Source organism: Teichococcus aerophilus (assembly GCF_014490485.1).
In the GTDB taxonomy this organism is placed as follows: Bacteria; Pseudomonadota; Alphaproteobacteria; order Acetobacterales; family Acetobacteraceae; genus Pseudoroseomonas; species Pseudoroseomonas aerophila.
This window is the reverse complement of sequence record NZ_JACTVA010000009.1, coordinates 84453-104522: the sequence shown is the minus strand read 5'-3', so window position 1 is coordinate 104522 and position 20070 is coordinate 84453. Positions and strand designations below refer to the sequence as shown.

The following is a 20070-nucleotide window of genomic DNA, read 5'->3' as shown; positions in this document are numbered from 1 at the left end:
CAGGGGGAGAACAGGGGGTTGGGCAAAGCGTAGAAGCATATGGCGCCGGAGGCGACCCCCCTCCCGGCTTTGCGATGCGGCCTTTTCGCACTGCGAAGGCCAAGTATGACCCTTGCGGGCAGGCAGCATCAGGGCGTACTGTGTTTTCAGTAATTACTGAACGAACTGTATCCCATGGACATCCCGCCCCTCGCCCGCACCTTCGTCCTCCATTTCGGTGAGATGGGCAGCCGGTGGGGCGTCAACCGCACCGTGGGGCAGATCTACGCCCTGTTGTTCCTCAGCAACCGGCCCCTGAACGCGGAGGACATCACCGGCGCGCTCGGCCTTTCCCGCTCCAATATCTCGATGGGGCTGAAGGAACTGGAAAGCTGGCGGCTGGTGCGGCTGCAGCACATTCCGGGCGACCGGCGGGAGTATTTCTCCACCCCTGAGGATGTCTGGGAGATCGTCCGCATCCTGGCCGAGGAGCGCCGCAAGCGGGAGGTGGACCCCACGCTCAGCCTGCTGCGCAGCGTACTGATGGAAACCCCCGACAGCCCCGAGGAACGCCATGCGCAGGAGCGGATGCGCGAGTTGCACGGCCTGATCGAACTGCTGACCGGCTGGGCCGACGACGTGCAGAAGCTGGAGACGGAGCGGCTGGTGCAGCTCATGAAGCTGGGCAGCCGCATCACCCGCCTGCTGGATATGAAGGACCGGCTGACCCTGCTGCCCGGCGGCAAGGGCCGGCGCCGCAAGGCCGCCAATACCGAAGACAGCGGCGAATAGGGATTTGATGCGTCATGTCCGCCGCCGCCTTGAAGCTGGAGACGCGCTTCCCGCGTGAGATGGCCCGCATCCGCCAGGCGGGGCTGCTGCAAGCGGCCTCCGGCCTGGTCTGGATCGGCCAGGCGGCGCTGCTGGCTGGCACCGTGCATGGCATGGCCACAGGCGCACCCGGTTCGGATGCCGTGCTGCCCGCCATCGGCATTCTCGTGCTGGCGTTGCTGCGGGCGGGGCTGGATGCGGCAGCCAACCGGCGCGGCTTCCTGGCGGCGCGGGCCATCGTCAGCCAGCTGCGGCGCGCGGCGGTGGACAACCTGCCCCGCTTCTCGCCCTTCGACCGTGCCCGCCCCGCATCCGGCCAGGTCGCCAGCGTGCTGGCGGAACAGGCCGACGCGCTGCTGCCCTGGCTGACCCGCTGGCATCCGGCGCGGCTGCGCATGGCTATCGTGCCGACGGTCATTCTGCTGGTGGTACTGGCGCAAAGCTGGGTGGCGGCGCTGGCGCTGCTGATCGCGGCACCGCTGATCCCGATTTTCATGGCGCTGATCGGCCTGCGCGCCCGCGATGCGAGCGACCGGCAGATGGCCGAGCTCGGAGGCATGAACGGCTTCCTGCTGGACCGGCTGCGCGGGCTGGACACGCTGCGCGCCTTCGGCGCCGTCGATGCCACCGCCCGGCAATTGCGCGCCTCGGCCGAGCGGCTGCGGCGGCAGACCATGGCGGTGCTGCGGATCGCCTTCCTCTCCTCCGCGGTGCTGGAATTGTTCGCAGCGCTGGGCGTGGCGATGGTCGCCACCTTCATCGGCCTGCACCTGCTGGGGCAGCTGCCGTTCGGCGCCTGGGGCAGCAACCTGACCCTGGCATCCGGGCTGTTCATGCTGCTGCTGGCGCCGGAATTCTTCCAGCCGCTGCGCGACTTCGCTGCCGCCTATCATGACCGTGCCGCCGGCGAGGCCGCGCTGGCTGGCCTGGCCAGGCTGCTGGAACCCCCCGCCGCCCCGATCCTGCTGGGCGAAGCCGCGCCGGATGCCGCCGCCTCCCCCATCCCGATGCGGCTGGCGCTGGCCGGCATCGGCTTCCGCTACCCTGGTGAGGCGCGGGACGTGGTAGCCGGCTTCAGCCTGGACGTCGCACCGGGCGAGCATGTGGCGCTGCTGGGCCCCAGCGGGGCCGGCAAGTCCACCCTGCTTGCCCTGGTGGCCGGGCTGCTGGTGCCGCATGAAGGCGCCGTTCGGTTGGACGGCATTCCGCTGGACGAAAGCAGCGCCGCCGCCGCCCGTGCCCGCATGGCGTGGCTGGGTGCCCGGCCGCATCTGTTCGCCGGTTCCTTCCATGCCAACCTGTTGCTCGGCCGCAGGTTCGGCCAGGCGGAATTGCTGGCGGCGCTGGACTTAGCCTCGGCCGGGGATGTCGTCGCCCGCCGCCCGGGTGGGCTGAAGGGCGGCATCGGCGAAGGCGGGCTTGGCCTTTCCGGTGGCGAGGCACGCCGCATCGCCCTCGCCCGCGCCGCGCTGAACGACGCCGCCGGCCTGATCCTGGCCGACGAGCCGACCGCGCATCTGGACCGGCAAAGCGCCGCCGCCGTCGCCGAAGGCCTGCTGCGGCTGGCGAAAGGCCGCACCCTGCTGGTGACGACGCATGACCCGGCGCTTGCGGCCCGGATGGACCGGGTGGTGCGGCTATGATGCGGGACCTCTCTCCCCTGCTGCGCCTGTTCTGGCAGGAACGCCGCCGCGCCCTGCTGGGCGGGGCCGCGCTGATGGCGGCCACGTTGCTGGCCGGCGTGGCGCTGCTGGGCCTGTCCGGCTGGTTCATCACCGCGACCGCTGCCGCGGCCATGGCGGGTGCGGCCGCCACCTTCGACATCTTCGCCCCCGGCGCCGGCATCCGACTGCTCGCCCTGGTGCGCACCGGTGCGCGCTACGGCGAACGGCTGGTGACGCACGACGCCACGCTCCGCATGCTGGCCCGGCTGCGGGAGCGGCTGTTCCGTGGCTACGCCACCCCCAACGCCGCCGGGGCGCTGCGCCTGCGCCCCGCTCGCCTGCTGTTCCGCCTGACCGCCGAGGTCGATGCGCTGGACAGCCTGTATCTGCGCGTCCTGGCGCCGATCGGTGCCGCGCTCGCGGTGGCCCTGCTGCTTTCCCTGGGGCTGTGGCTGGCGCATCCGTCCCTGGCCTGGCCGGTGATGCTGCTGCTGGTGCCGGCCGGCGGACTGCTGCCCTGGTGGGTCGCGCGCGCCGCGCTACGGCCCAACCGCCGCCGCGCCCTGGCGCTGGAAGCGTTGCGGGCCCGCGCTGTGGACCTCGCCCAGGGCCAGACCGAATGGGTGATGGCCGGCCGCGCCGCCGCCCAGGCCGACGCCGTCCTGGCCGCCGATACCAGGCTGGCGCAGGCGGAGGATGCGCTGAACCGGCTGGATGCCCGGAGCGGCGCCCTGCTGTTCATGGCCGGGCAGGCCGCGCTGGTGGTGACGCTGCTGGTCTCGGCCACGCTGGTGGAGCAACGGGCGATCTCGGCCCCCATCGCCGCGCTGGCACTGCTGGCGGCGCTGGCCGGGCTGGAAGCCTTCACGCCACTGCGGCGCGGAGCGCTGGAACTGGGCCGGGCCTGGCTGGCCGCCCGCCGCCTGGGGCCGAGGCTGCGTGCCCCCGACGCCACGCCGCCACGTGCGACCGCGCCACAGGGCGTGGCGCTGCGGATGGCAGGAGTGAGCCTGCACTACCCCGGCGCCGGCGCCCCGGTGCTGAACGGGCTGGACCTGCAGATCGCCGAGGGCGAATGCGTCGCCCTGGTAGGCGAGAGCGGGGCCGGCAAGTCCAGCATCCTGGCGTTGATCGCGGGCGAAGCCGAACCGGCCGAGGGCAGCATCGCCCTGCCCGACGGCCGCCCCCGCACCGTCTGGATGAGCCAGCATCCGGCGCTGTTCCAGGACAGCCTGCGCGACAACCTGCTGCTGGCGGCACCGGAGGCGGAGGATGCCGCCCTTCTCGCCGCCCTGGACGCCGCCGGCTTCACCCCGGTGCTCGCGGCGATGCCGGAGGGGCTGGATACGCGCCTGGGCGAAGGCGGCTTCGGCCTCTCCTCCGGCCAGACGCGGCGGCTGGCCCTGGCGCGCGCGCTGCTGCGCCCGGCACCACTCTGGCTGCTGGACGAACCGACCGAGGGCCTGGACCGCGCTACCGCCCAGGACCTGCTGCGAAGCCTTCACCCACGCCTGTCCGGCCACGCCACCCTGATCGTCACGCATCTGCGGCGGGAGGCGGTCCTGGCGGACCGCGTCGTGCTGCTGCGGGACGGCCGGGTGCAAGCTGAAGCACGACAAGGTGACCCCACACATGCCGGCCTGTTGGACATTCTGCGACCGGACTGATCGTACGCCCCAAGGTGCCGCCCTGTCCCGGATGGCACCGCAACCGAAAGGACGCCGGAGACGGCGTAAATCGGATGGAACTCGACGTCGTCTCACTCTCGCGATTCCAGTTCGCGATGACAGCGCTCTACCACTTTCTATTCGTGCCATTGACGCTGGGGCTCTCGATGCTCCTGGCGATCATGGAAACCGTCTACGTCACCACCGGCCGTGCCATCTGGCGGCAGATGACGCAGTTCTGGGGCGTGCTGTTCGGCATCAACTTCGTGCTCGGCGTCGCCACCGGGCTGACCATGGAATTCCAGTTCGGCATGAACTGGAGCTACTACAGCCACTATGTGGGTGACATCTTCGGCGCCCCGCTGGCGGTGGAAGGCCTGATGGCCTTCTTCCTGGAAGCCACCTTCGTCGGCCTGTTCTTCTTTGGCTGGGACAAGCTGTCCAAGCTGGGGCACCTGGCGGCGACATGGGCGGTCGCCATCGGCTCCAATTTCTCGGCGCTGTGGATTCTCATCGCCAATGGCTGGATGCAGAACCCGGTGGGTGCCGCTTTCAACCCGCAGACGATGCGGATGGAGATGGTCGACTTCTTCGAAGTCGTGTTCAACCCGGTGGCGCAGGCCAAGTTCGTCCACACCGTCTCCGCCGGCTATGTCGCGGCGTCCTTCTTCGTGCTGGGCGTCTCTGCCTGGTACATGCTGAAGGGGCGGCACATCGCGCTGGCCAAGCGGTCGATGACCGTCGCGGCGTCCTTCGGCCTCGCGGCCTCCCTCTCCGTCGTCGTGCTGGGGGATGAGAGCGGCTACCTGGCGACCGAGCACCAGAAGATGAAGCTCGCCGCCATCGAGAGCATGTGGGAGACGGAGCCCGCCCCCGCCGCCTTCACCGCCTTCGGCTTCCCCGACCAGGCGGCGCGGGAGACCCATTTCGCCATCCATATCCCCTGGCTGACCGGGCTGGTCTCCACCCGCTCCCTCAACACCGAGGTGCCGGGCATCCGGGACCTGGTGGACCTGGCCAAGCTACGCATCCGCCAGGGCATCGTCGCCTACGACGCGCTGCAGGGCATCCGCGCCGCCGGCGGCAGCGGCGAACCGATCCCCGCCGCTGCGCAGGAGAACTTCGAGGCGAATGGCCGGCAGCTCGGCTACGCCTACCTGCTGCGCCGCTACGTGGACGACCCGCGCCAGGCGACTGACGCGCAGATCGACCAGGCGGCGTGGGACACGGTGCCGCAGGTTGCGCCGCTGTTCTGGACCTTCCGCATCATGGTGGGCCTCGGCGTCTTCTTCATCGTCATGATGGTGACGTTCTTCTACCTCGCCTCCCGCCGCCGGCTGGACCGGTACCGCTGGCTGCTGTGGGTGGCGGTGTTCTCCATTCCGTTGCCATGGGTCGCCATCGAGAGCGGCTGGTTCGTCGCCGAGTTCGGCCGGCAGCCCTGGATTATCGAGGGTGTGCTGCCGACCGCTGCCGCGGTCTCCCATCTCGGCATCTGGGACGTGTTGTTCACCATCTGCGGCTTCGTCGTGATCTACACGACGCTGGCGATCATCGAGGTCAAGCTGATGCTGAAGGCCATCCGCAAAGGCCCTGCATTCGATAACGCGCACCCCAAGCCCAATGCCAGCCTGCCGAGCCCTGGCATGCACGGCGCCAAGCCGGTTCCGGCGGAGTAAGCCGTCATGATCCTTCATGAACTGATCGACTACCCGACCCTCCGCATCATCTGGTGGGCGCTGATCGGCGTGCTGCTGATTGGCTTCGCCATGACCGATGGGTTCGACCTCGGCGTCGGCGTGCTCTCGCCCTTCGTCGCCCGCACGGATATGGAGCGGCGGATCGCGCTGAACGCCATCGGTCCGGTGTGGGAAGGCAACCAGGTCTGGTTGATCCTGGGCGGCGGCGCCATCTTCGCCGCCTGGCCGCCGCTCTACGCGGTGTCCTTCTCCGGCTTCTACCTGGCGATGTTTCTGGTGCTGGCGGCGCTGATCCTGCGCCCCGTCGGCATGAAGTACCGCAGCAAGCGGCCGGAAGCGGCCTGGCGCGCGCGGTGGGACGCGGCGCTGTTCGTCGCCGGCTTCGTGCCATCGCTGATCTTCGGCGTGGCAGTGGGCAATGCGCTGGTGGGCGCGCCCTTCTACTTCACGACGGAGATGGTGCCGCGCTACGCCGGCTCCTTCCTCGGCCTGCTCGGGCCCTTCCCGCTGCTGTGCGGCGTGCTGGCCGTCAGCATGGTCGTCATGCATGGCGGGGCCTGGCTGACGCTGAAGACCGATGGCCCGATCGCCGAGCGCAGCCGCCGCTACGGCAGCATGGCGGCGCTGGCGGTGATGGTGCTGTTCGCGCTGGGCGGCCTGGTGGTCTGGCTGCTGCTGGATGGCTACCGCATCACCAGCCCGATCGTCACCGACGGCCCTTCCAACCCCCTGCTGAAGAGCGTGGTGCGGGAGCCCGGTGCCTGGATGACCAACTACCGCACCTATCCGTGGATGCTGATCGCGCCCGCCGCCGGCTTCATCGGCGCGGCCGGCGCCTGGCTGGGCATGCGGGCCCGCAGCGAGGTCGGCACGCTGCTGCTGAGCAAGCTGTCGATCTTCGGCGTCATCTCGACGGTCGGCGTCTCGATGTTTCCCTTCCTGCTGCCATCGTCCCACGCGCCGGACGCCAGCCTGACGGTGTGGGACAGCTCCTCCTCCCACCTCACCCTGTTCATCATGCTGGTCTCTACCGCGATCTTCCTGCCGATCATCCTGGCCTATACCAGCTGGGTGTACCGGGTGCTGTGGGGGAAGGTGACCGAGGAAGAGATCCGCCGCACCACCGACAGCGCGTACTGACCGAAAGGAACCGGAACATGTGGTATTTCGCCTGGATGCTGGGCCTGCCCCTGGCCTGTGCCTTCGCCGTGCTGAACGCGATGTGGTTCGAGCTGATGGAAGAAGGCGAGCTGAAGCCGGAGGAATGAGCCCAGGCCCGCGCCACGCTGCTGGCCCACCGCCGGCGCGTGGAGGCTGCTTCATCCGCCCATCAAAAAAGCGGCCCGGACATCCCGGGCCGCTTTTCAATGTTCTGGCGGCCCCGAAAGGCGCCGCCTTCAGAGCTTGTCCGTGGCCGGTGTCAGCCAGCGCGGCGGGCGGCGCTCTCGGTATTGGCGGGCAGCGCGGGCGCCACGGCGGTGCGGGCGGTCGCGTCCGCTTCCACCATCACGCCACGAATGTCACGCAGGAAGGCGGAGCCCTTCACGGTCCGCTGCACCAGCACGGAGCGGCGGTCCTGCGGATCGGTCTTGCGGCGGGCCAGGTCGAGCTCGCCGAGCCGGTCCAGCGCACGGGTAATGGCGGGCTTGGAGACGTTCAGGGCGGCGGCAAGCCCCCGCACCGTGTGCGGCCCCTCGCTCAGATAGACAGTCAGGAACACACCGAGCTGACGGGCCGAGAGATCATGTCCATCCCGACGCACCAAGGCGACCACAGTGTCCCGCAGGATGCCGACCAGCTGGTCCGGGGCATGTTGAACGGCCATTGAAGAAATTCCTCAGCAAATCATAACCCAGCCGCATACTGCCTGCGGGGAAATGAATATTTCCGAAACCAGCCAATCTCATTGAAAAGAAAGGCTTTCTATACACGACATCCAAATCACAGTTCCGACACATTCCGAAGCCTGAACGAAGGGCCTGTGGGCGCACCCACATTTACGCGGAACGATCGAAAACTACGCGGAATGCACTTGCAAGCATAGCCCACATTATCAACCGGGTAAGGCAAAAAGATGTTATAAGGTCTTAACATCGGCCCCGATAAATCGGGCTTTACCCGGCTGGCGCATCCGCCTTCGCAGATGCGGTATTGCGGAACTCGCAGTGGCAAAGTCCAGCGACAAATCGTAACTATTACAAAATATCCCAGTTTGTAACGCCGCTAACAAGGCCGTTTCTCTATCATTTCGACCAATTTATCACATTGTTTATATTGGGCGAATCGGCGGGGTTTCCACCCCTTTCGGGCCCGAATGTGGCCTTACACGGGCGTAACACTCAATATTGAAGAACGCTTCGCCCGCGGATCGTTGCCCGGCGCCTCCTGCCACCTCCCAGCCGCAGTGCCAAGTTGACGCCGACCCGCGCTCAGCGCATTGCTTTCGTTCCATCATCGACCGGAGTGCGCACATGCGCCGCCTGCTTGTTTCGACCATCGTCGCGCTGCCCCTGCTCGCGGGCTGCGGCCTTCTGCCTGGGAATCTGGCCGATGAACCCACCCGCGTCGTCTTCTTCACCGAGGACAGCTCCGCCCTGGACGAGTCCGCGCGCGGCGTCGTGACCAACGCGGCCACCCTGGCCAAGGAGAACCCGACCGCGCCGGTGGTGGTGCTGGGCTTCGCCGACCCGGATGGCGGCCGCGCCTATAACCGCGCCCTCTCCGATGCCCGCGCCCAGGCGGTGGCCGAGCAGTTGCGGCAGGATGGCGTCGACCAGCAGCGCATCGTCGTCTCCCCGCGCGGCGCCGTGCCGTTCGAGATGATGCCGCTGGAAAGCCGCCGTGTGGAAATTCGCGTGGGCGGCGGCTCTCCTCCGCGCTAATACCCGGCCGTATGAACGGATACGGCGACCCACTGGAAATCCTGCACCGAGTCTTTGGCCATACAGGCTTCAGGGGTGAGCAGGAAACGGTGGTTCAGCATGCAGTCGGCGGCGGCTCAGGTCTGATCCTGATGCCGACCGGCGGCGGCAAAAGCCTCTGCTTCCAGATCCCGGCCCTGTGCCGGCCCGGCCTCGGCGTCGTGGTCTCCCCGCTGATCGCGCTGATGGAAGATCAGGTGGCTGCCCTGCGCCAGCAGGACGTCCCGGCCGCCGCCCTGCATTCCGAATTGCCGCCGGACGAGGCCCGCGCTGTGTGGCGGGACCTGAACAACGGTACGCTCAAGCTGCTCTATGTCTCGCCGGAACGGCTGACGGCGGAGGGCACCCTCGCCCGGCTGGATGAGATGGAGATCGCCCTCTTCGCGATCGACGAAGCACATTGCGTCAGCCAGTGGGGCCACCACTTCCGGCCGGAATACCGCGCGCTGCCCATCCTGGCCCAGCGCTTCCCCCGCGTGCCGCGCCTAGCGCTGACCGCGACGGCGGACCCGCGCACGGTGCAGGACATCCAGCGCCAGCTGGGGCTGGAGGATTGCCCGGTCTTCCGCTCCAGCTTCGACCGGCCGAACATCATGATCAGCGCCCAGCCGCGCGAGCAGGAGCGCGCCCAGCTGCGCCGCTTCATCAAGGGCGCGGCGGACGGTACCGGTGCCGGGCTGATCTATTGTGGCACGCGCCGCAAGGCGGAGCAGACCGCCGACTGGCTGCGGCAGGACGGCCTGGACGGGCTGGTGTTCCACGCCGGCATGGACCCGCTGGCCAAGCGCGAAGCCCATAAGCGCTTCGCTGGCGGCGACCCCGTGGTGATGGCGGCGACCATCGCCTTCGGCATGGGTATCGACCGGCCGGATGTGCGCTTCGTCGCCCATACCGATCTGCCGAAGAGCCCGGAGAGCTGGTACCAGGAAATCGGCCGCGCCGGGCGCGACGGCCTGCCGGCCCAGGCTCTGCTGTTGTATGGCGCTGGCGACATCGCCCTGGCGCGCCACCGCATCCAGGAAAGCGGCGCGTCGGACGAGCAGAAGCGGGTGGAACGGCAGCGCCTGGAGGCGATGGTCGGCATCGCCGAGGCCTCCACCTGCCGGCGCCAAATCCTGCTGCGCTGCTTCGGCGAGGAAGCGCCAGAGCCCTGCGGCGCCTGCGATATCTGCCTGACGCCGCCCAAGCTGTTCGACGGCACTGTGGCGGCGCAGAAGCTGCTGTCCGCCGTGCTGCGCACCGGGCGGCGGTTCGGGCTTGGCCATGTGGTGGACGTGCTGCAGGGCAAGACCACGGAGAAGGTCGCCCAGTTCGGCCACGACCAGCTGCCCACCTTCGGCGTGGGGCGCGACCTGCCGGAAGCCGCCTGGCGCGGCGTGGCCCGCCAGCTGGTGGCGCAGGGCGCGTTGGACGTGGCGGTGGAGAACCACGGCGAACTGGTGCCGACCGACGCCGCCCGCCCCATCCTGAAGGGCGAGCAATCGGTGATGCTGCGGGAGGAATTGGTGACAGTGCCCGCCAGGGGCAGCCTGCGCACCCGCGGCAATATCGAGGCACCCTCCGACCCCCGCTTCGCCGCGTTGCGTGAGTGGCGCAAGCGGACGGCGCTGGCCCAGGGCGTGCCGGCTTATGTCATCTTTCAGGACCGCACCCTGGCCGAGATCGCCACCGAGCAGCCGGAGACGCTGGAAAGCCTCTCCACCATCCCCGGCGTCGGCAACACCAAGCTGGAGCGCTACGGGCAGGACGTACTGCGGGTGCTGCGGGAATTCGCCTGAAGCGCGTTCACCGCGGACTTGGCCGCGCGGCGTGATTCTCAACGCCAGCTGAATGGCCCTGCTGCGGGCATTCTCAACAGACAGACGTCGCTGGGCCGTCCGCCCCCCTTTGCGGGCGCGCCAACACGCACACCATCGCTGTTACTAAGAACCAGTTGCAACTGATTCTGCGAGCGGTTATCAGTCGCATCCCGATCAGCGATGCGGCTCAAACGACATGTATGTCTGCCTCTGCAATGCCCTGACCGATACCCAGATCCGCGACGCCATCGCGGGTGGGGCGCAGCGACCCAAGGACGTTTACGCCGCTTGCAATTGCAACGCGCAATGCGGCTGCTGCACCGGCACCATGCTTTCCATCATCCGGGACCAGCCGGCGGGTGCGGAGCAGGCTTCCGCCGGCGATTGAGACCGTCTCGCAGTCGCATTCTCATGCAAAAACAATGACTTGACGGAGAGCTCACGCTTCTCCACTTTCCGCTCCAGACAGAGACGGAGAGCATGTCATGCTGCGCGACCCCAAGGTCATCGAATACCTGAACATTCAGCTCACTAATGAGCTGACTGCGATCAACCAGTATTTCCTGCATGCCCGCATGCTGGACGACTGGGGCGTGACCAAGCTTGGCAAGCATGAATACGCCGAATCGATCGAGGAAATGAAGCATGCGGATGAGCTGATCTCCCGCATCCTGTTCCTCGGCGGCCTGCCCAATGTGCAGCGCCTCAACCAGATCCTGATCGGCCAGGATGTGGGCGAGATTCTCAAGTGCGATCAGAAGCTGGAAGAAAAGGCGATCAACGACCTGCGCGATGGCATCGCCCATTGCGAGGCGGTGCGCGACTTCGTCTCCCGCGACCTGATGATGCGCATCCTGGTGGATGAGGAGCATCACGCCGACTTCGTGGACACGCAGTTCAAGCTGATCGAGCAGATCGGCCTGTCCGACTACATTCGCCTGAACAGCGACGCCGCGCCGGACCAGGGCAAGGCCTGAACCCACCCAGCCCCGGCCGCCTCGCGCGGCCGGGGCTAGCTTCTAACCTTCGATCGCCTTCGGCTCCGCCGCCGCGGGTAGGATGGCCGCGTCATCCTTCAGGTCCACGCCGGTCAGCCGGCGCTGGCGGGCTTCCGTCATCAGCCAGGCCAGCTTGGTCGCCGCCATCTCGTAGGTCAGGCCGCCGGAGGGATGGATGTTGGAGATGCAGTTCCGCTCGGAATCCCGCCGCCCGGTTCGCGGCCCGTAGGTCAGGTACACGCCGAGGCTATCGGCGACGCTGAGGCCCGGCCGCTCGCCAATCAGCATGGCGCAGAGCGTGGCCCCCAGCGCACCGCCGATATCGTCTCCCAGCGCGACGCGGGCCTGGCTGGCCAGCACCACAGGGGCAATCCGCCAGCCCGGTAGCTTTACTAAAACGGAGCGCAGCAGCGGTACGGCATGAAGCTGCACGGCCTTGGCCGAGAGCCCATCCGCTAGCACGAACACCGCATCCCACCCGCCAGCCGGCAGGTCCACCGCGCAGGCGGGGTCCAGCCGCCGGCCCAGGTCCGGGCGACGCAGATAGGTGCCACGATCGGCTGCCTGGCTGCGGACCGAGACGTGGTCCAGCCCCTCCAGCCCGTCGGCCAGCGCGGCGAGGTCCAGCGGCGTGTGCACCGCATCCCGCGCGCGGGCATGCGCCAGTTGGAAATCCAGCACCGCCTCCAGCGGCAGGGCATCCCCTGCCCGACCCAGGCCGATCCGCGCGGGGGTGGAGCGGCGTAGTCCGCGCCAGGGGTCGTTCTGCGGCAGGTCAGAGGGCAAGGGATTCATCCTGGCCCGACAGCAGCCGCCGCATTGCGCCTTCCTGCGGTGCGAACTGGCGGATGCGGCCCACACGGTCGGTCATGTCCATCCGCTCCAGCCATGCCTCGAACTCCGGCGTGGCGCGACGGCCGAGGACGGAGCGCAGGTACAGCGCGTCGTGGAAGGAACCGCTCTGGTAGTTCAACATCACGTCGTCGGCGCCTGGCACGGTGATGATGAAGCTGGTGCCGGCAACGGCCAGCAGCGTCATCAGCGTATCCATGTCGTCCTGGTCGGCCTCGGCATGGTTGGTGTAGCAGACGTCCACGCCCATCGGCACGCCGAGCAGCTTGGCGCAGCAATGGTCCTCCAGCCCGGCACGGATGATCTGCTTGCCGTCATACAAATATTCCGGCCCGATGAAGCCGACCACCGTGTTCACCAGCAGGGGCGAGAAGGCGCGCGCCACCGCATAGGCCCGGGTTTCCACTGTCTGCTGGTCCAGCCCATGATGCGCGTCGGCGGAGAGCGCCGCACCCTGCCCCGTCTCGAAATACATGACGTCCTGCCCCACCGTGCCGCGCTTCAGCGCAAGCGCGGCTTCCCGCGCTTCCCGCAGCACCGCCAGGTCGACGCCGAAGCCGCGATTGGCCGCCTCCGTCCCCGCGATGGACTGGAAGACGAGGTCGACCGGCGCGCCTCGCTCCATGATGCGGATGGCGTTGGTCACATGCGTCAGCACGCAGGTCTGGGTCGGGATGTCGTGGCGCTCCCGCAGCCCGTCCAGCATTTCCAGCAACGCGATGCAGTTGGGCACGCTGTCCGTCGCCGGGTTGATGCCGATCACCGCATCCCCCGTACCGTAAAGCAGCCCGTCCAGTGTGGCGGCGGCGATGCCGCGCAAATCGTCCGTCGGGTGGTTGGGCTGCAGGCGGGTGGAGAGCCGCCCGGGCAGGCCGATGGTGCTACGGAATGCGGTGGTGACGCGGCAGCGGCTGGCGACCGAGATCAGGTCCTGGTTCCGCATCAGCTTGGACACGGCGGCGACCATTTCCGGCGTCAGGCCGGGCGCCAGCGCCGCCAGGACCCCCGGCGTGGCGTCGTAGGAGAGCAGCCAGTCCCGCAGGCCGCCCACCGTCAGGTGGCGCACCGGGGCGAAGGCGGCTGCGTCGTGGCTGTCATGGATCAGCCGCGTCACCTCATCCTCCTCGTAAGGGATGAGGGGCTCTTCCAGAAAGCGCGTCAGCGGCAGGTCGGCCAGCACCGCGCGGGCGGCGACGCGTTGGGCGTCACTCTCCGCCGCCAGCCCGGCCAGTTCGTCGCCGGAGCGGCGGGGCGACGCCTTGGCCAGCAGCTCGGCCAAGTCGCGGAAGACGTGGCGTTCTCCCCGGAAGTCGCTGGCATACCGGCCCATCGCGTCGCTCCGTTCCTTCGTCCGGTGGAAGCCTAACAGCCGCCACCGGCACCGCAACGGCGCGATGCGCCCTACGGCATGAACTGGCCGCCATTCACGTTGAGAATCTGCCCAGTCATGTAGCCACTGCACGCATGGGAGGCGAGAAACAGGAAGGCGGGCGCGCATTCCTCCGGCCGCCCCAGCCGCCCCAGCGGAATGCCGGCACCGATCTTCGCTTTCACCTCCTCCGACTTGTCGGCATGGAAGGCGGTATCGATGGTGCCGGGGGAGACGGTGTTGAAGCGGATGCCGTCGGCGCTGTGGAAGTTCACCCAGTTCTTCTGCACGTTGTGCAACCAGGCCTTGGCCGCGCCGTAGAGCGCCGCGCCCGGCCCGCCACCGACATCACCGGCAACCGAGCCCACCAGGATGACCGAGCTGCTCTGCCCGCCCTGCGCCGAGGCCTTCAGATGCGGCAACGCCTCCCGCGTCACCATCACCGCCGAGAGGGCATTGACGTCCAGCACCGCATGGAAGAAATCCGTGTCGATGTCCGGCAGCTTCTTGCGCGCCACCAGCCCGCCGGCATTATTGACCAGCACATCGATGCCGCCGAACCGCGCGACGAAATCGGCGACAAGGGCGGTGGCCCCCTGCTCCGTCCCCACATCGGCCTGGAAGAAGGCGGCCTCCCCTTCCAGCGCGTTCAGGCGGGCCAGCGTGGCCTCGATATCTGCCGGCACGCGGCGGCCGTTCAGCCCCACCTTCGCCCCCATCCGCACGAAGGCTTCCGCCGCCGCCAGGCCGATGCCGAGCGTGGAGCCGGTGATGAGGACGCGGCGGCCCTTCAGGTCTTGGAACATGGCGATGTCTCCTTCCCGCCGGCCGGGCCGTTCAGACGCCACGGGCCTTGAGCGCTGCGGCCCATTCTGCGGCATCCGGACTGATTGTGAAGGTCCGTTCATGCGGGGCGGCAGCGGCGGCGCTCAAGGCGCAGCCCTGGCCTGAAACACGCAGGCCGGCAAACCACGACAAGCCCGCCGAGCGGGGCGGCTTGGCGACTTCGCAGCAAAAAGAAGGAAAGTGGCGGAGGGGATGGGATTCGAACCCACGAAAGGGATTATCTCCCTTTAACGGTTTAGCAAACCGCCGCCTTCGGCCACTCGGCCACCCCTCCGCAGGGCTTTGAAGTTACACGACGTATGCAGGCGTGCTTCTAGCGGCGGCGGAGGGGTTCGTCAAATGCGAATGGCGACGATTCAGGCGAGCTTGACCTCAAGGCCTTTCGCGACCGCCGGCCGGGCCAGCATCCGGGCATACCAGGCGCCGACGGCGGGGAAATCTGCCAGGTCCACCTTGTGCCGCTCGTGCCGCCAGGCCCAGCCCAGGATGGCGAAATCGGCGATGCTGGGCTCGCCCTTCGTCGCCACGAAGTCCTGGCCGGCCAGCTGTTTGTCCAGCACACCGTACAGGCGGCGGGTTTCCTTGCTGTAGCGCTCCAGCCCGAAATCGCGGGCGGGCCCCTCCGGCTGGCCCAGGAAGAAATGCACCTGCCCCGGCATCGGCCCGAAGCCCGCCATCTGCCACATCAGCCATTCCATGACGGGCACGCGGCCGCGCATATCGGCTGGCAGGAACTTGCCGGTCTTCTCGGCCAGGTAGATGAGGATGGCGCCCGATTCGAACACGCTGATCTGCTGCCCATCCGGCCCATCGGAATCGACGATGGCCGGGATCTTGTTGTTGGGAGCGATCTTCAGGAAATCAGGGGAGAATTGCTCGCCCTTGGTGATGTCAATGACCTTGACCTCGTAGGGCAGGCCCATCTCCTCCAACGCCACGCTGATCTTGCGGCCGTTGGGCGTGTTGTAGGTGTAGAGCGTGATCATGCCGTGGCGCTTCCGTTCCGGATTATCCAGGAACGGAAGCGTCGCACGGTCTCTGGCCTCAGGCCAGCTTCTGCTTCAGCCCCTGGCCTCAGGCCAGCTTCTGCTTCAGCCCCTGGCCTCAGGCCAGCTTCTGCTTCAGCAGGTCGTTCACCAGGGTGGGGTTACCCTTGCCCTGCATCGCCTTCATCGTCTGGCCGACAAAGAAGCCGAACAGCTTGTCCTTGCCGCTGCGGTACTCAGCCACCTTGTCCGCGTTCTTGGCCATCACCTCGTCGATGATCGCCTCGATCGCGCCGGTATCTGTCACCTGCTTCAGGCCACGCTCCTCGACCAGCACGGACGGCGCCTTGCCGGTCTCGAACATCGCCTCCAGCACCTCCTTCGCCAGCTTGCCGGAAAGGGTGTTGTCCTTGATCAGGTCCAGCAGCTCGCCAAGATGCGCGGCGCTGACGGGCGAATCGCCGATGCTGTGGCCGGTCCGGTTGAGTCCGGCGAAGAAATCGCCGGTCAGCCAGTTGGCCGCCATCTTCGGGTCACGCCCCTCGGCCACGCTCTCGTAAAAGGCGGCGGTCTCCTTCTCCAGCGTCAGCACATGCGCGTCATAGGGCGTCAGCCCGTAATCGCCGACATAGCGGGCGCGGCGGGCGTCCGGCAGCTCCGGCAGGCCGGCCTTCAGCTGCTCCACCCAGGCGGCATCCAGCACCAGCGGCGGCAGGTCCGGGTCGGGGAAGTAGCGGTAGTCATGCGCATCTTCCTTCGAGCGCATGGAGCGGGTGACGCCGCGCGACGTGTCGAACAGGCGGGTTTCCTGCACGACTTCCTCGCCGGCTTCCCAGACCTCGATCTGCCGGCGCGCCTCGGCTTCCACCGCCTGCATGACGAAGCGGATGGAATTGACGTTCTTCACCTCGCACCGCGTGCGGAACCCCTCGCCCGCCTTGCGGACCGAGACGTTCACGTCCGCGCGCAGCGAGCCCTGCTCCATGTTGCCATCGCAGGTGCCAAGGTAGCGCAGGATCTGCCGCAGCTTCGTCAGATACGCGCCGGCTTCCTCCGGCGAACGCAGGTCGGGCTCGGAGACGATCTCCATCAGCGCCACGCCGGACCGGTTCAGGTCGATGTAGCTCTTGGTCGGATGCTGGTCGTGCAGCGACTTGCCGGCATCCTGTTCCAGGTGCAGGCGCGTGATGCCGATATTCTTGACGCTACCGTCGGCCAGCTGAATCTCGATCTCGCCAGTCCCGATAATAGGGAACTCGAACTGGCTGATCTGGTAGCCTTGTGGCAGGTCGGCGTAGAAGTAGTTCTTGCGGTCGAAGCGCGACCACAGATTGATCTGCGCGTTCAGCCCCAGCCCCGTGCGCACGGCCTGCGCCACGCACTCGCCATTGATGACAGGCAGCATGCCAGGAAAGCCGGCATCGACGAAGCTGACCTGGCTGTTCGGCTCGGCGCCGAACTCGGTCGCCGCCCCGCTGAACAACTTGGCGTTCGACGTCACCTGGGCGTGCACTTCCAGCCCGATGACGACTTCCCAAGTGCCGGTGGCACCTTCCAGCGTGTAGCTCATGCCGCGGCCCTCACGGACGGGGTGGCGGTGAAGTTGGCGGCGCGCTCCAGCGCACTGCCGACGGCGAAGACGGTTTCCTCATCGAACGGCTTGCCGAGGATCTGCAACCCCAGCGGCAGGCCCTTGGAATCCAGCCCGGTCGGCACCGTCAGGCCGGGAATGCCAGCCAGGTTGGCCGTCACCGTGAACACATCGATCAGATACATCGCCACAGGATCGTCCTGCATCTCGCCCTGCCCGAAGGCGGCGGAGGGCGTGGCCGGCGCCAGGATGGCGTCCACCTTGCCCCAGGCCTCGTCGAAATCGCGCTTGATCAGCGCCCGCACCTTCTGCGCCTTCAGGTAGTAGGCGTCGTAGTAGCCAGCGCTGAGCACGTAGGTGCCGATCAGGATGCGGCGGCGCACTTCGTCGCCGAAGCCGGCCCGGCGGGTCCGCTCATACAGGTCCTTCAAATCGGACCCTTCCTCGCGCAGTCCGAACCGCACGCCGTCATAGCGGGCGAGGTTGGAGGACGCCTCGGCCGGCGCCACGATATAATAGGTCGGCAGCGCGTACTGGGTGTGCGGCAGGCTGATCTCCACCGGCTCGGCGCCGGCATCCTTCAGCATGGCGATGCCCTGCTGCCACAGTGCCTCGATCTCGGCTGGCATGCCCGGCACCCGGTATTCCTTGGGGATGCCGATGCGCAGCCCCTTCACGCCCCGCGCGCAGGCGGCGGCGAAATCCGGTACCGCCATCTGGGCGCTGGTGGAATCCTTCGGGTCGAAGCCGGCCATGGAACCGAGCAGGATGGCGCAATCCTCCACCGTGCGGGCCATCGGCCCCGCCTGGTCCAGCGAGGAGGCGAAGGCCACCGTACCGAAGCGGGAGACACGGCCATAGGTCGGCTTGATGCCGGCAATGCCGCAGAACGCCGCCGGCTGGCGGATGGAACCGCCGGTATCGGTCGCCGTCGCGCCCAGCGCCAGCCGCGCGGCCACCGCCGCGGCCGAGCCGCCGGAGGAACCGCCAGGCACCAGCACGGTGTCGTCGCCCGTACGCTTCCAGGGGTTCTCGACGCCGCCGAAGGCTGAGGTGGCGTTGGAGGAACCCATGGCGAACTCGTCCAGGTTCGCCTTGCCCAGGAACACGGCGCCATCCCGCAGCAGGTTGGCGGTCACGGTGCTCTCATAGGGCGGCACGAAATTGCCCAGGATCTTGCTGGCCGCCGTGGTGCGGGTGCCGGCGGTGCAGAACAGGTCCTTGATGGCCAGCGGAATGCCGGTCAGCGGTCCGGCCTCGCCCTTCGCCAACGCGGCGTCGGCGGCCTTGGCCTGCTGCAGCGCCACCTCGGGCGTCACGGTGATGTAGGCGTTCAGGCGCGGGTTCAGCGCCTCGATGGTCAAGAGATGGGCCTGGGTCAGCTCGGTGGCGCTCAGCTCGCGCTTGGCCAGCGCGGTCCGGGCCTCGGCAATGGTGAAATCGGTCGGGGCGGTCATGCGGCTTACTCCACCACCTTCGGGACGCTGAAAAAGACGGCCGCCCCCTCGGGCCCAGCATCGGGCGCATTGGCCAGCACCTGCTGCTGGATGCCGCCATCGGTCACGCGGTCCTCCCGCAGGCGCAGCGCCTGGGTGCCGCCACCGGCCATCGGCTCCACGCCGTCGGTATTGACCGCTTGCAACTGCTCGATCCAGCCAAGGATGCCATTCAGTTCGGACTGGAGGCGCGGCAGCTCGTCTTCCTCGACCCTGATGCGGGCAAGGGACGCGACGCGCCGGACAGTGGCGGTGTCGAGCGACATTCTGTGTTCTTCTTCCGGTAGTGGATGATCGGTCGTGTTGGCACGCGAACGGGGGCGGACCATAAAGGCCGCCATGCCCTTGTTCAACCTGAGCGACCTTCGTGCCGGCCTGACCCGCGACCAGCGGCTGATCGGGCTGGACCCCGGCAAGCGCACCGTGGGCATCGCGCTCTCCGACGTGCTGCTGATGCTGGCCAGCCCGTACAAGGGCATGGCCCGGGCCAAGCTGGCCGTCAACGCGGCCGAAATCATGGCCATCGCGAAGAAGGAAGGCGCCGGCGGCCTGGTGGTCGGCCTGCCGCTGGGCATGGATGGCAGCTTCGGCCCCGCCGCGCAGGCGGCCAAGGACTGGGCCATCGCGCTCTCGGACGCCACCGGCCTGCCGGCGGCACTGTGGGATGAACGCCTCTCCTCCTCCGCCGTCAACCGCATGCTGATCCAGGAAGCGGACATGACCCGCGCCAAGCGCGCCCAGGTCGTGGACGCGGCGGCCGCCGCCTACATGCTGCAGGCGGCGCTGGACGCCACGGCCGCGGGCCGCGAGGGCAAAGCCCCCTGAGGGGCCGCACCGAGGGAGCACGACGATGCGGCAGTACAGGATCTTCGCGGACTACCACCAGTTCTACCTCTGGGACCACGGCACCTCCCCCGAAGCGCCGACCGACTACAGCGAGGAGGACACCACACGCCGCATCAAGGCCGCGCCCTTCGTGGTGGTGATCCAGCCGGAGCGCGACATGGACGTGCCGGTGCAGCTGGACCTTTGTGACGCGCCGCCCGATGAGCCGCTGGACGGCTGGGACCATGTCGCGGAGGCCAGCCTGGAACTGCCCTCGGGGCAGCTGGAAATCCACGAATGCACGGGCGGTTCGGTCGACATCATCCCGCTTCCGCCGGGGACCTACCGGGTCCGGGCCTGTTTCGGCCGGCTGGGCACGCTGAGCGAGGACGGCCTGGAAGGCGACGACCACTACCGCCTCCTCCTCTGGCCCGCCCCCTTCGCCCCGGTCGCGCTGTTGAAGCAGTACGCCGGCGAACAGGCTGGATAGGCACAGGCGACGCCGGCGGTTCAGACAGCCCCTTCCGGCGCGGCGGCACCCCCGTT

At 68.0% G+C, this 20070-nt stretch carries 20 protein-coding genes and 1 tRNA gene; 12 read left to right on the top strand and 9 right to left on the bottom strand.

From position 1 onward, the window contains the following. The first annotated feature begins 174 nt into the window (after window positions 1-174). The 6 genes from IBL26_RS07645 (at window position 175) to cydX (ending at window position 7109) form a co-directional block, all read left to right on the top strand. On the top strand, window positions 175-771 hold the full coding sequence (locus tag IBL26_RS07645; RefSeq protein WP_187783881.1) for a GbsR/MarR family transcriptional regulator: 597 nt from the start codon (window positions 175-177) through the stop codon (window positions 769-771). A 14-nt stretch (window positions 772-785) separates the two neighbouring features. Next, window positions 786-2453, top strand: a complete 1668-nt coding sequence (gene cydD / locus IBL26_RS07640; protein ID WP_187783880.1) for a thiol reductant ABC exporter subunit CydD — start codon at window positions 786-788, stop codon at window positions 2451-2453. Continuing rightward, on the top strand, window positions 2450-4141 hold the full coding sequence (gene cydC, locus IBL26_RS07635) for a thiol reductant ABC exporter subunit CydC (protein WP_187783879.1): 1692 nt from the start codon (window positions 2450-2452) through the stop codon (window positions 4139-4141). Before cydD ends, cydC begins: the two co-directional genes overlap by 4 nt. A 74-nt stretch (window positions 4142-4215) precedes the next feature. Continuing rightward, the gene (locus IBL26_RS07630) at window positions 4216-5820 is read left to right on the top strand and encodes a cytochrome ubiquinol oxidase subunit I (RefSeq protein ID WP_187783878.1); all 1605 of its coding nucleotides are present in this window, start codon (window positions 4216-4218) and stop codon (window positions 5818-5820) included. Window positions 5821-5826: 6 nt separating this feature from the next. Then, on the top strand, window positions 5827-6981 hold the full coding sequence (gene cydB / locus IBL26_RS07625; protein ID WP_187783877.1) for a cytochrome d ubiquinol oxidase subunit II: 1155 nt from the start codon (window positions 5827-5829) through the stop codon (window positions 6979-6981). A 17-nt stretch (window positions 6982-6998) separates the two neighbouring features. Next, complete coding sequence (gene cydX, locus IBL26_RS07620) at window positions 6999-7109, top strand: cytochrome bd-I oxidase subunit CydX (RefSeq protein ID WP_007436473.1); 111 nt, start codon at window positions 6999-7001, stop codon at window positions 7107-7109. 152 nt (window positions 7110-7261) lie between these two features. On the opposite strand, the gene IBL26_RS07615 is transcribed toward cydX, so the two are convergent. Further along, window positions 7262-7666, bottom strand: a complete 405-nt coding sequence (locus IBL26_RS07615) for a MarR family transcriptional regulator (protein ID WP_187783876.1) — start codon at window positions 7664-7666, stop codon at window positions 7262-7264. A 646-nt stretch (window positions 7667-8312) separates the two neighbouring features. On the opposite strand from IBL26_RS07615, the gene IBL26_RS07610 reads away from it, so the two are divergent. The 4 genes from IBL26_RS07610 to bfr all read left to right on the top strand — a co-directional run bounded on the left by IBL26_RS07610 (window position 8313) and on the right by bfr (window position 11538). After that, on the top strand, window positions 8313-8723 hold the full coding sequence (locus IBL26_RS07610) for an OmpA family protein (protein ID WP_187783875.1): 411 nt from the start codon (window positions 8313-8315) through the stop codon (window positions 8721-8723). A gap of 11 nt (window positions 8724-8734) precedes the next feature. Next, on the top strand, window positions 8735-10540 hold the full coding sequence (recQ, locus tag IBL26_RS07605) for a DNA helicase RecQ (RefSeq protein ID WP_187783874.1): 1806 nt from the start codon (window positions 8735-8737) through the stop codon (window positions 10538-10540). 217 nt (window positions 10541-10757) lie between these two features. Then, window positions 10758-10949: a (2Fe-2S)-binding protein gene (locus IBL26_RS07600; protein WP_187783873.1), complete on the top strand. Its 192-nt coding sequence runs from the start codon at window positions 10758-10760 to the stop codon at window positions 10947-10949. Between the two features lie 97 nt (window positions 10950-11046). Then, on the top strand, window positions 11047-11538 hold the full coding sequence (gene bfr / locus IBL26_RS07595; protein ID WP_187783872.1) for a bacterioferritin: 492 nt from the start codon (window positions 11047-11049) through the stop codon (window positions 11536-11538). Between the two features lie 42 nt (window positions 11539-11580). Here bfr and eutC read toward each other — a convergent pair whose 3' ends face one another. From eutC to gatC, 8 genes are all read right to left on the bottom strand, one after another. Beyond that, window positions 11581-12354 carry an ethanolamine ammonia-lyase subunit EutC gene (gene eutC, locus IBL26_RS07590; RefSeq protein ID WP_187783871.1) on the bottom strand — a complete coding sequence of 258 codons (774 nt, stop codon included), beginning with the start codon at window positions 12352-12354 and terminating at the stop codon, window positions 11581-11583. Continuing rightward, the gene (locus IBL26_RS07585) at window positions 12335-13741 is read right to left on the bottom strand and encodes an ethanolamine ammonia-lyase subunit EutB (RefSeq protein WP_187783870.1); all 1407 of its coding nucleotides are present in this window, start codon (window positions 13739-13741) and stop codon (window positions 12335-12337) included. Before IBL26_RS07585 ends, eutC begins: the two co-directional genes overlap by 20 nt. Window positions 13742-13812: 71 nt before the next feature. After that, a complete protein-coding gene (locus IBL26_RS07580) occupies window positions 13813-14586 on the bottom strand; it encodes an SDR family NAD(P)-dependent oxidoreductase (protein WP_187783869.1) in 774 nt (257 codons plus the stop codon). Window positions 14587-14807: 221 nt separating this feature from the next. Continuing rightward, window positions 14808-14900: transfer RNA gene (locus IBL26_RS07575), tRNA-Ser, on the bottom strand. Window positions 14901-14982: 82 nt separating this feature from the next. Next, window positions 14983-15612: a glutathione S-transferase family protein gene (locus IBL26_RS07570; RefSeq protein WP_187783868.1), complete on the bottom strand. Its 630-nt coding sequence runs from the start codon at window positions 15610-15612 to the stop codon at window positions 14983-14985. A 118-nt stretch (window positions 15613-15730) separates the two neighbouring features. After that, window positions 15731-17182: an Asp-tRNA(Asn)/Glu-tRNA(Gln) amidotransferase subunit GatB gene (gatB, locus tag IBL26_RS07565; RefSeq protein ID WP_187783867.1), complete on the bottom strand. Its 1452-nt coding sequence runs from the start codon at window positions 17180-17182 to the stop codon at window positions 15731-15733. After that, window positions 17179-18660 carry an Asp-tRNA(Asn)/Glu-tRNA(Gln) amidotransferase subunit GatA gene (gene gatA, locus IBL26_RS07560; RefSeq protein WP_187783866.1) on the bottom strand — a complete coding sequence of 494 codons (1482 nt, stop codon included), beginning with the start codon at window positions 18658-18660 and terminating at the stop codon, window positions 17179-17181. Before gatA ends, gatB begins: the two co-directional genes overlap by 4 nt. 5 nt (window positions 18661-18665) lie before the next feature. Next, window positions 18666-18965, bottom strand: a complete 300-nt coding sequence (gatC, locus tag IBL26_RS07555) for an Asp-tRNA(Asn)/Glu-tRNA(Gln) amidotransferase subunit GatC (protein ID WP_187783865.1) — start codon at window positions 18963-18965, stop codon at window positions 18666-18668. A gap of 73 nt (window positions 18966-19038) precedes the next feature. Between gatC and ruvX the strand changes: the two genes are divergently transcribed. Together ruvX and IBL26_RS07545 are read left to right on the top strand one after the other, a co-directional pair. Further along, on the top strand, window positions 19039-19524 hold the full coding sequence (gene ruvX, locus IBL26_RS07550) for a Holliday junction resolvase RuvX (RefSeq protein WP_187783864.1): 486 nt from the start codon (window positions 19039-19041) through the stop codon (window positions 19522-19524). A 25-nt stretch (window positions 19525-19549) separates the two neighbouring features. Beyond that, window positions 19550-20014: a hypothetical protein gene (locus IBL26_RS07545; RefSeq protein ID WP_187783863.1), complete on the top strand. Its 465-nt coding sequence runs from the start codon at window positions 19550-19552 to the stop codon at window positions 20012-20014. The last annotated feature ends 56 nt before the right edge of the window (window positions 20015-20070 follow it).

Excerpts from the sequence above, each read along its gene's own strand:
- IBL26_RS07645 (WP_187783881.1), top strand. The coding sequence starts at position 175 with ATGGACATCCCGCCCCTCGCCCGCACCTTCGTCCTCCATTTCGGTGAG.
- cydD (WP_187783880.1), top strand. The coding sequence starts at position 786 with ATGTCCGCCGCCGCCTTGAAGCTGGAGACGCGCTTCCCGCGTGAGATG.
- cydC (WP_187783879.1), top strand. The coding sequence starts at position 2,450 with ATGATGCGGGACCTCTCTCCCCTGCTGCGCCTGTTCTGGCAGGAACGC.
- IBL26_RS07630 (WP_187783878.1), top strand. The coding sequence starts at position 4,216 with ATGGAACTCGACGTCGTCTCACTCTCGCGATTCCAGTTCGCGATGACA.
- cydB (WP_187783877.1), top strand. The coding sequence starts at position 5,827 with ATGATCCTTCATGAACTGATCGACTACCCGACCCTCCGCATCATCTGG.
- cydX (WP_007436473.1), top strand. The coding sequence starts at position 6,999 with ATGTGGTATTTCGCCTGGATGCTGGGCCTGCCCCTGGCCTGTGCCTTC.
- IBL26_RS07615 (WP_187783876.1), bottom strand. The coding sequence starts at position 7,666 with ATGGCCGTTCAACATGCCCCGGACCAGCTGGTCGGCATCCTGCGGGAC.
- IBL26_RS07610 (WP_187783875.1), top strand. The coding sequence starts at position 8,313 with ATGCGCCGCCTGCTTGTTTCGACCATCGTCGCGCTGCCCCTGCTCGCG.
- recQ (WP_187783874.1), top strand. The coding sequence starts at position 8,735 with ATGAACGGATACGGCGACCCACTGGAAATCCTGCACCGAGTCTTTGGC.
- IBL26_RS07600 (WP_187783873.1), top strand. The coding sequence starts at position 10,758 with ATGTATGTCTGCCTCTGCAATGCCCTGACCGATACCCAGATCCGCGAC.
- bfr (WP_187783872.1), top strand. The coding sequence starts at position 11,047 with ATGCTGCGCGACCCCAAGGTCATCGAATACCTGAACATTCAGCTCACT.
- eutC (WP_187783871.1), bottom strand. The coding sequence starts at position 12,354 with ATGAATCCCTTGCCCTCTGACCTGCCGCAGAACGACCCCTGGCGCGGA.
- IBL26_RS07585 (WP_187783870.1), bottom strand. The coding sequence starts at position 13,741 with ATGGGCCGGTATGCCAGCGACTTCCGGGGAGAACGCCACGTCTTCCGC.
- IBL26_RS07580 (WP_187783869.1), bottom strand. The coding sequence starts at position 14,586 with ATGTTCCAAGACCTGAAGGGCCGCCGCGTCCTCATCACCGGCTCCACG.
- IBL26_RS07570 (WP_187783868.1), bottom strand. The coding sequence starts at position 15,612 with ATGATCACGCTCTACACCTACAACACGCCCAACGGCCGCAAGATCAGC.
- gatB (WP_187783867.1), bottom strand. The coding sequence starts at position 17,182 with ATGAGCTACACGCTGGAAGGTGCCACCGGCACTTGGGAAGTCGTCATC.
- gatA (WP_187783866.1), bottom strand. The coding sequence starts at position 18,660 with ATGACCGCCCCGACCGATTTCACCATTGCCGAGGCCCGGACCGCGCTG.
- gatC (WP_187783865.1), bottom strand. The coding sequence starts at position 18,965 with ATGTCGCTCGACACCGCCACTGTCCGGCGCGTCGCGTCCCTTGCCCGC.
- ruvX (WP_187783864.1), top strand. The coding sequence starts at position 19,039 with ATGCCCTTGTTCAACCTGAGCGACCTTCGTGCCGGCCTGACCCGCGAC.
- IBL26_RS07545 (WP_187783863.1), top strand. The coding sequence starts at position 19,550 with ATGCGGCAGTACAGGATCTTCGCGGACTACCACCAGTTCTACCTCTGG.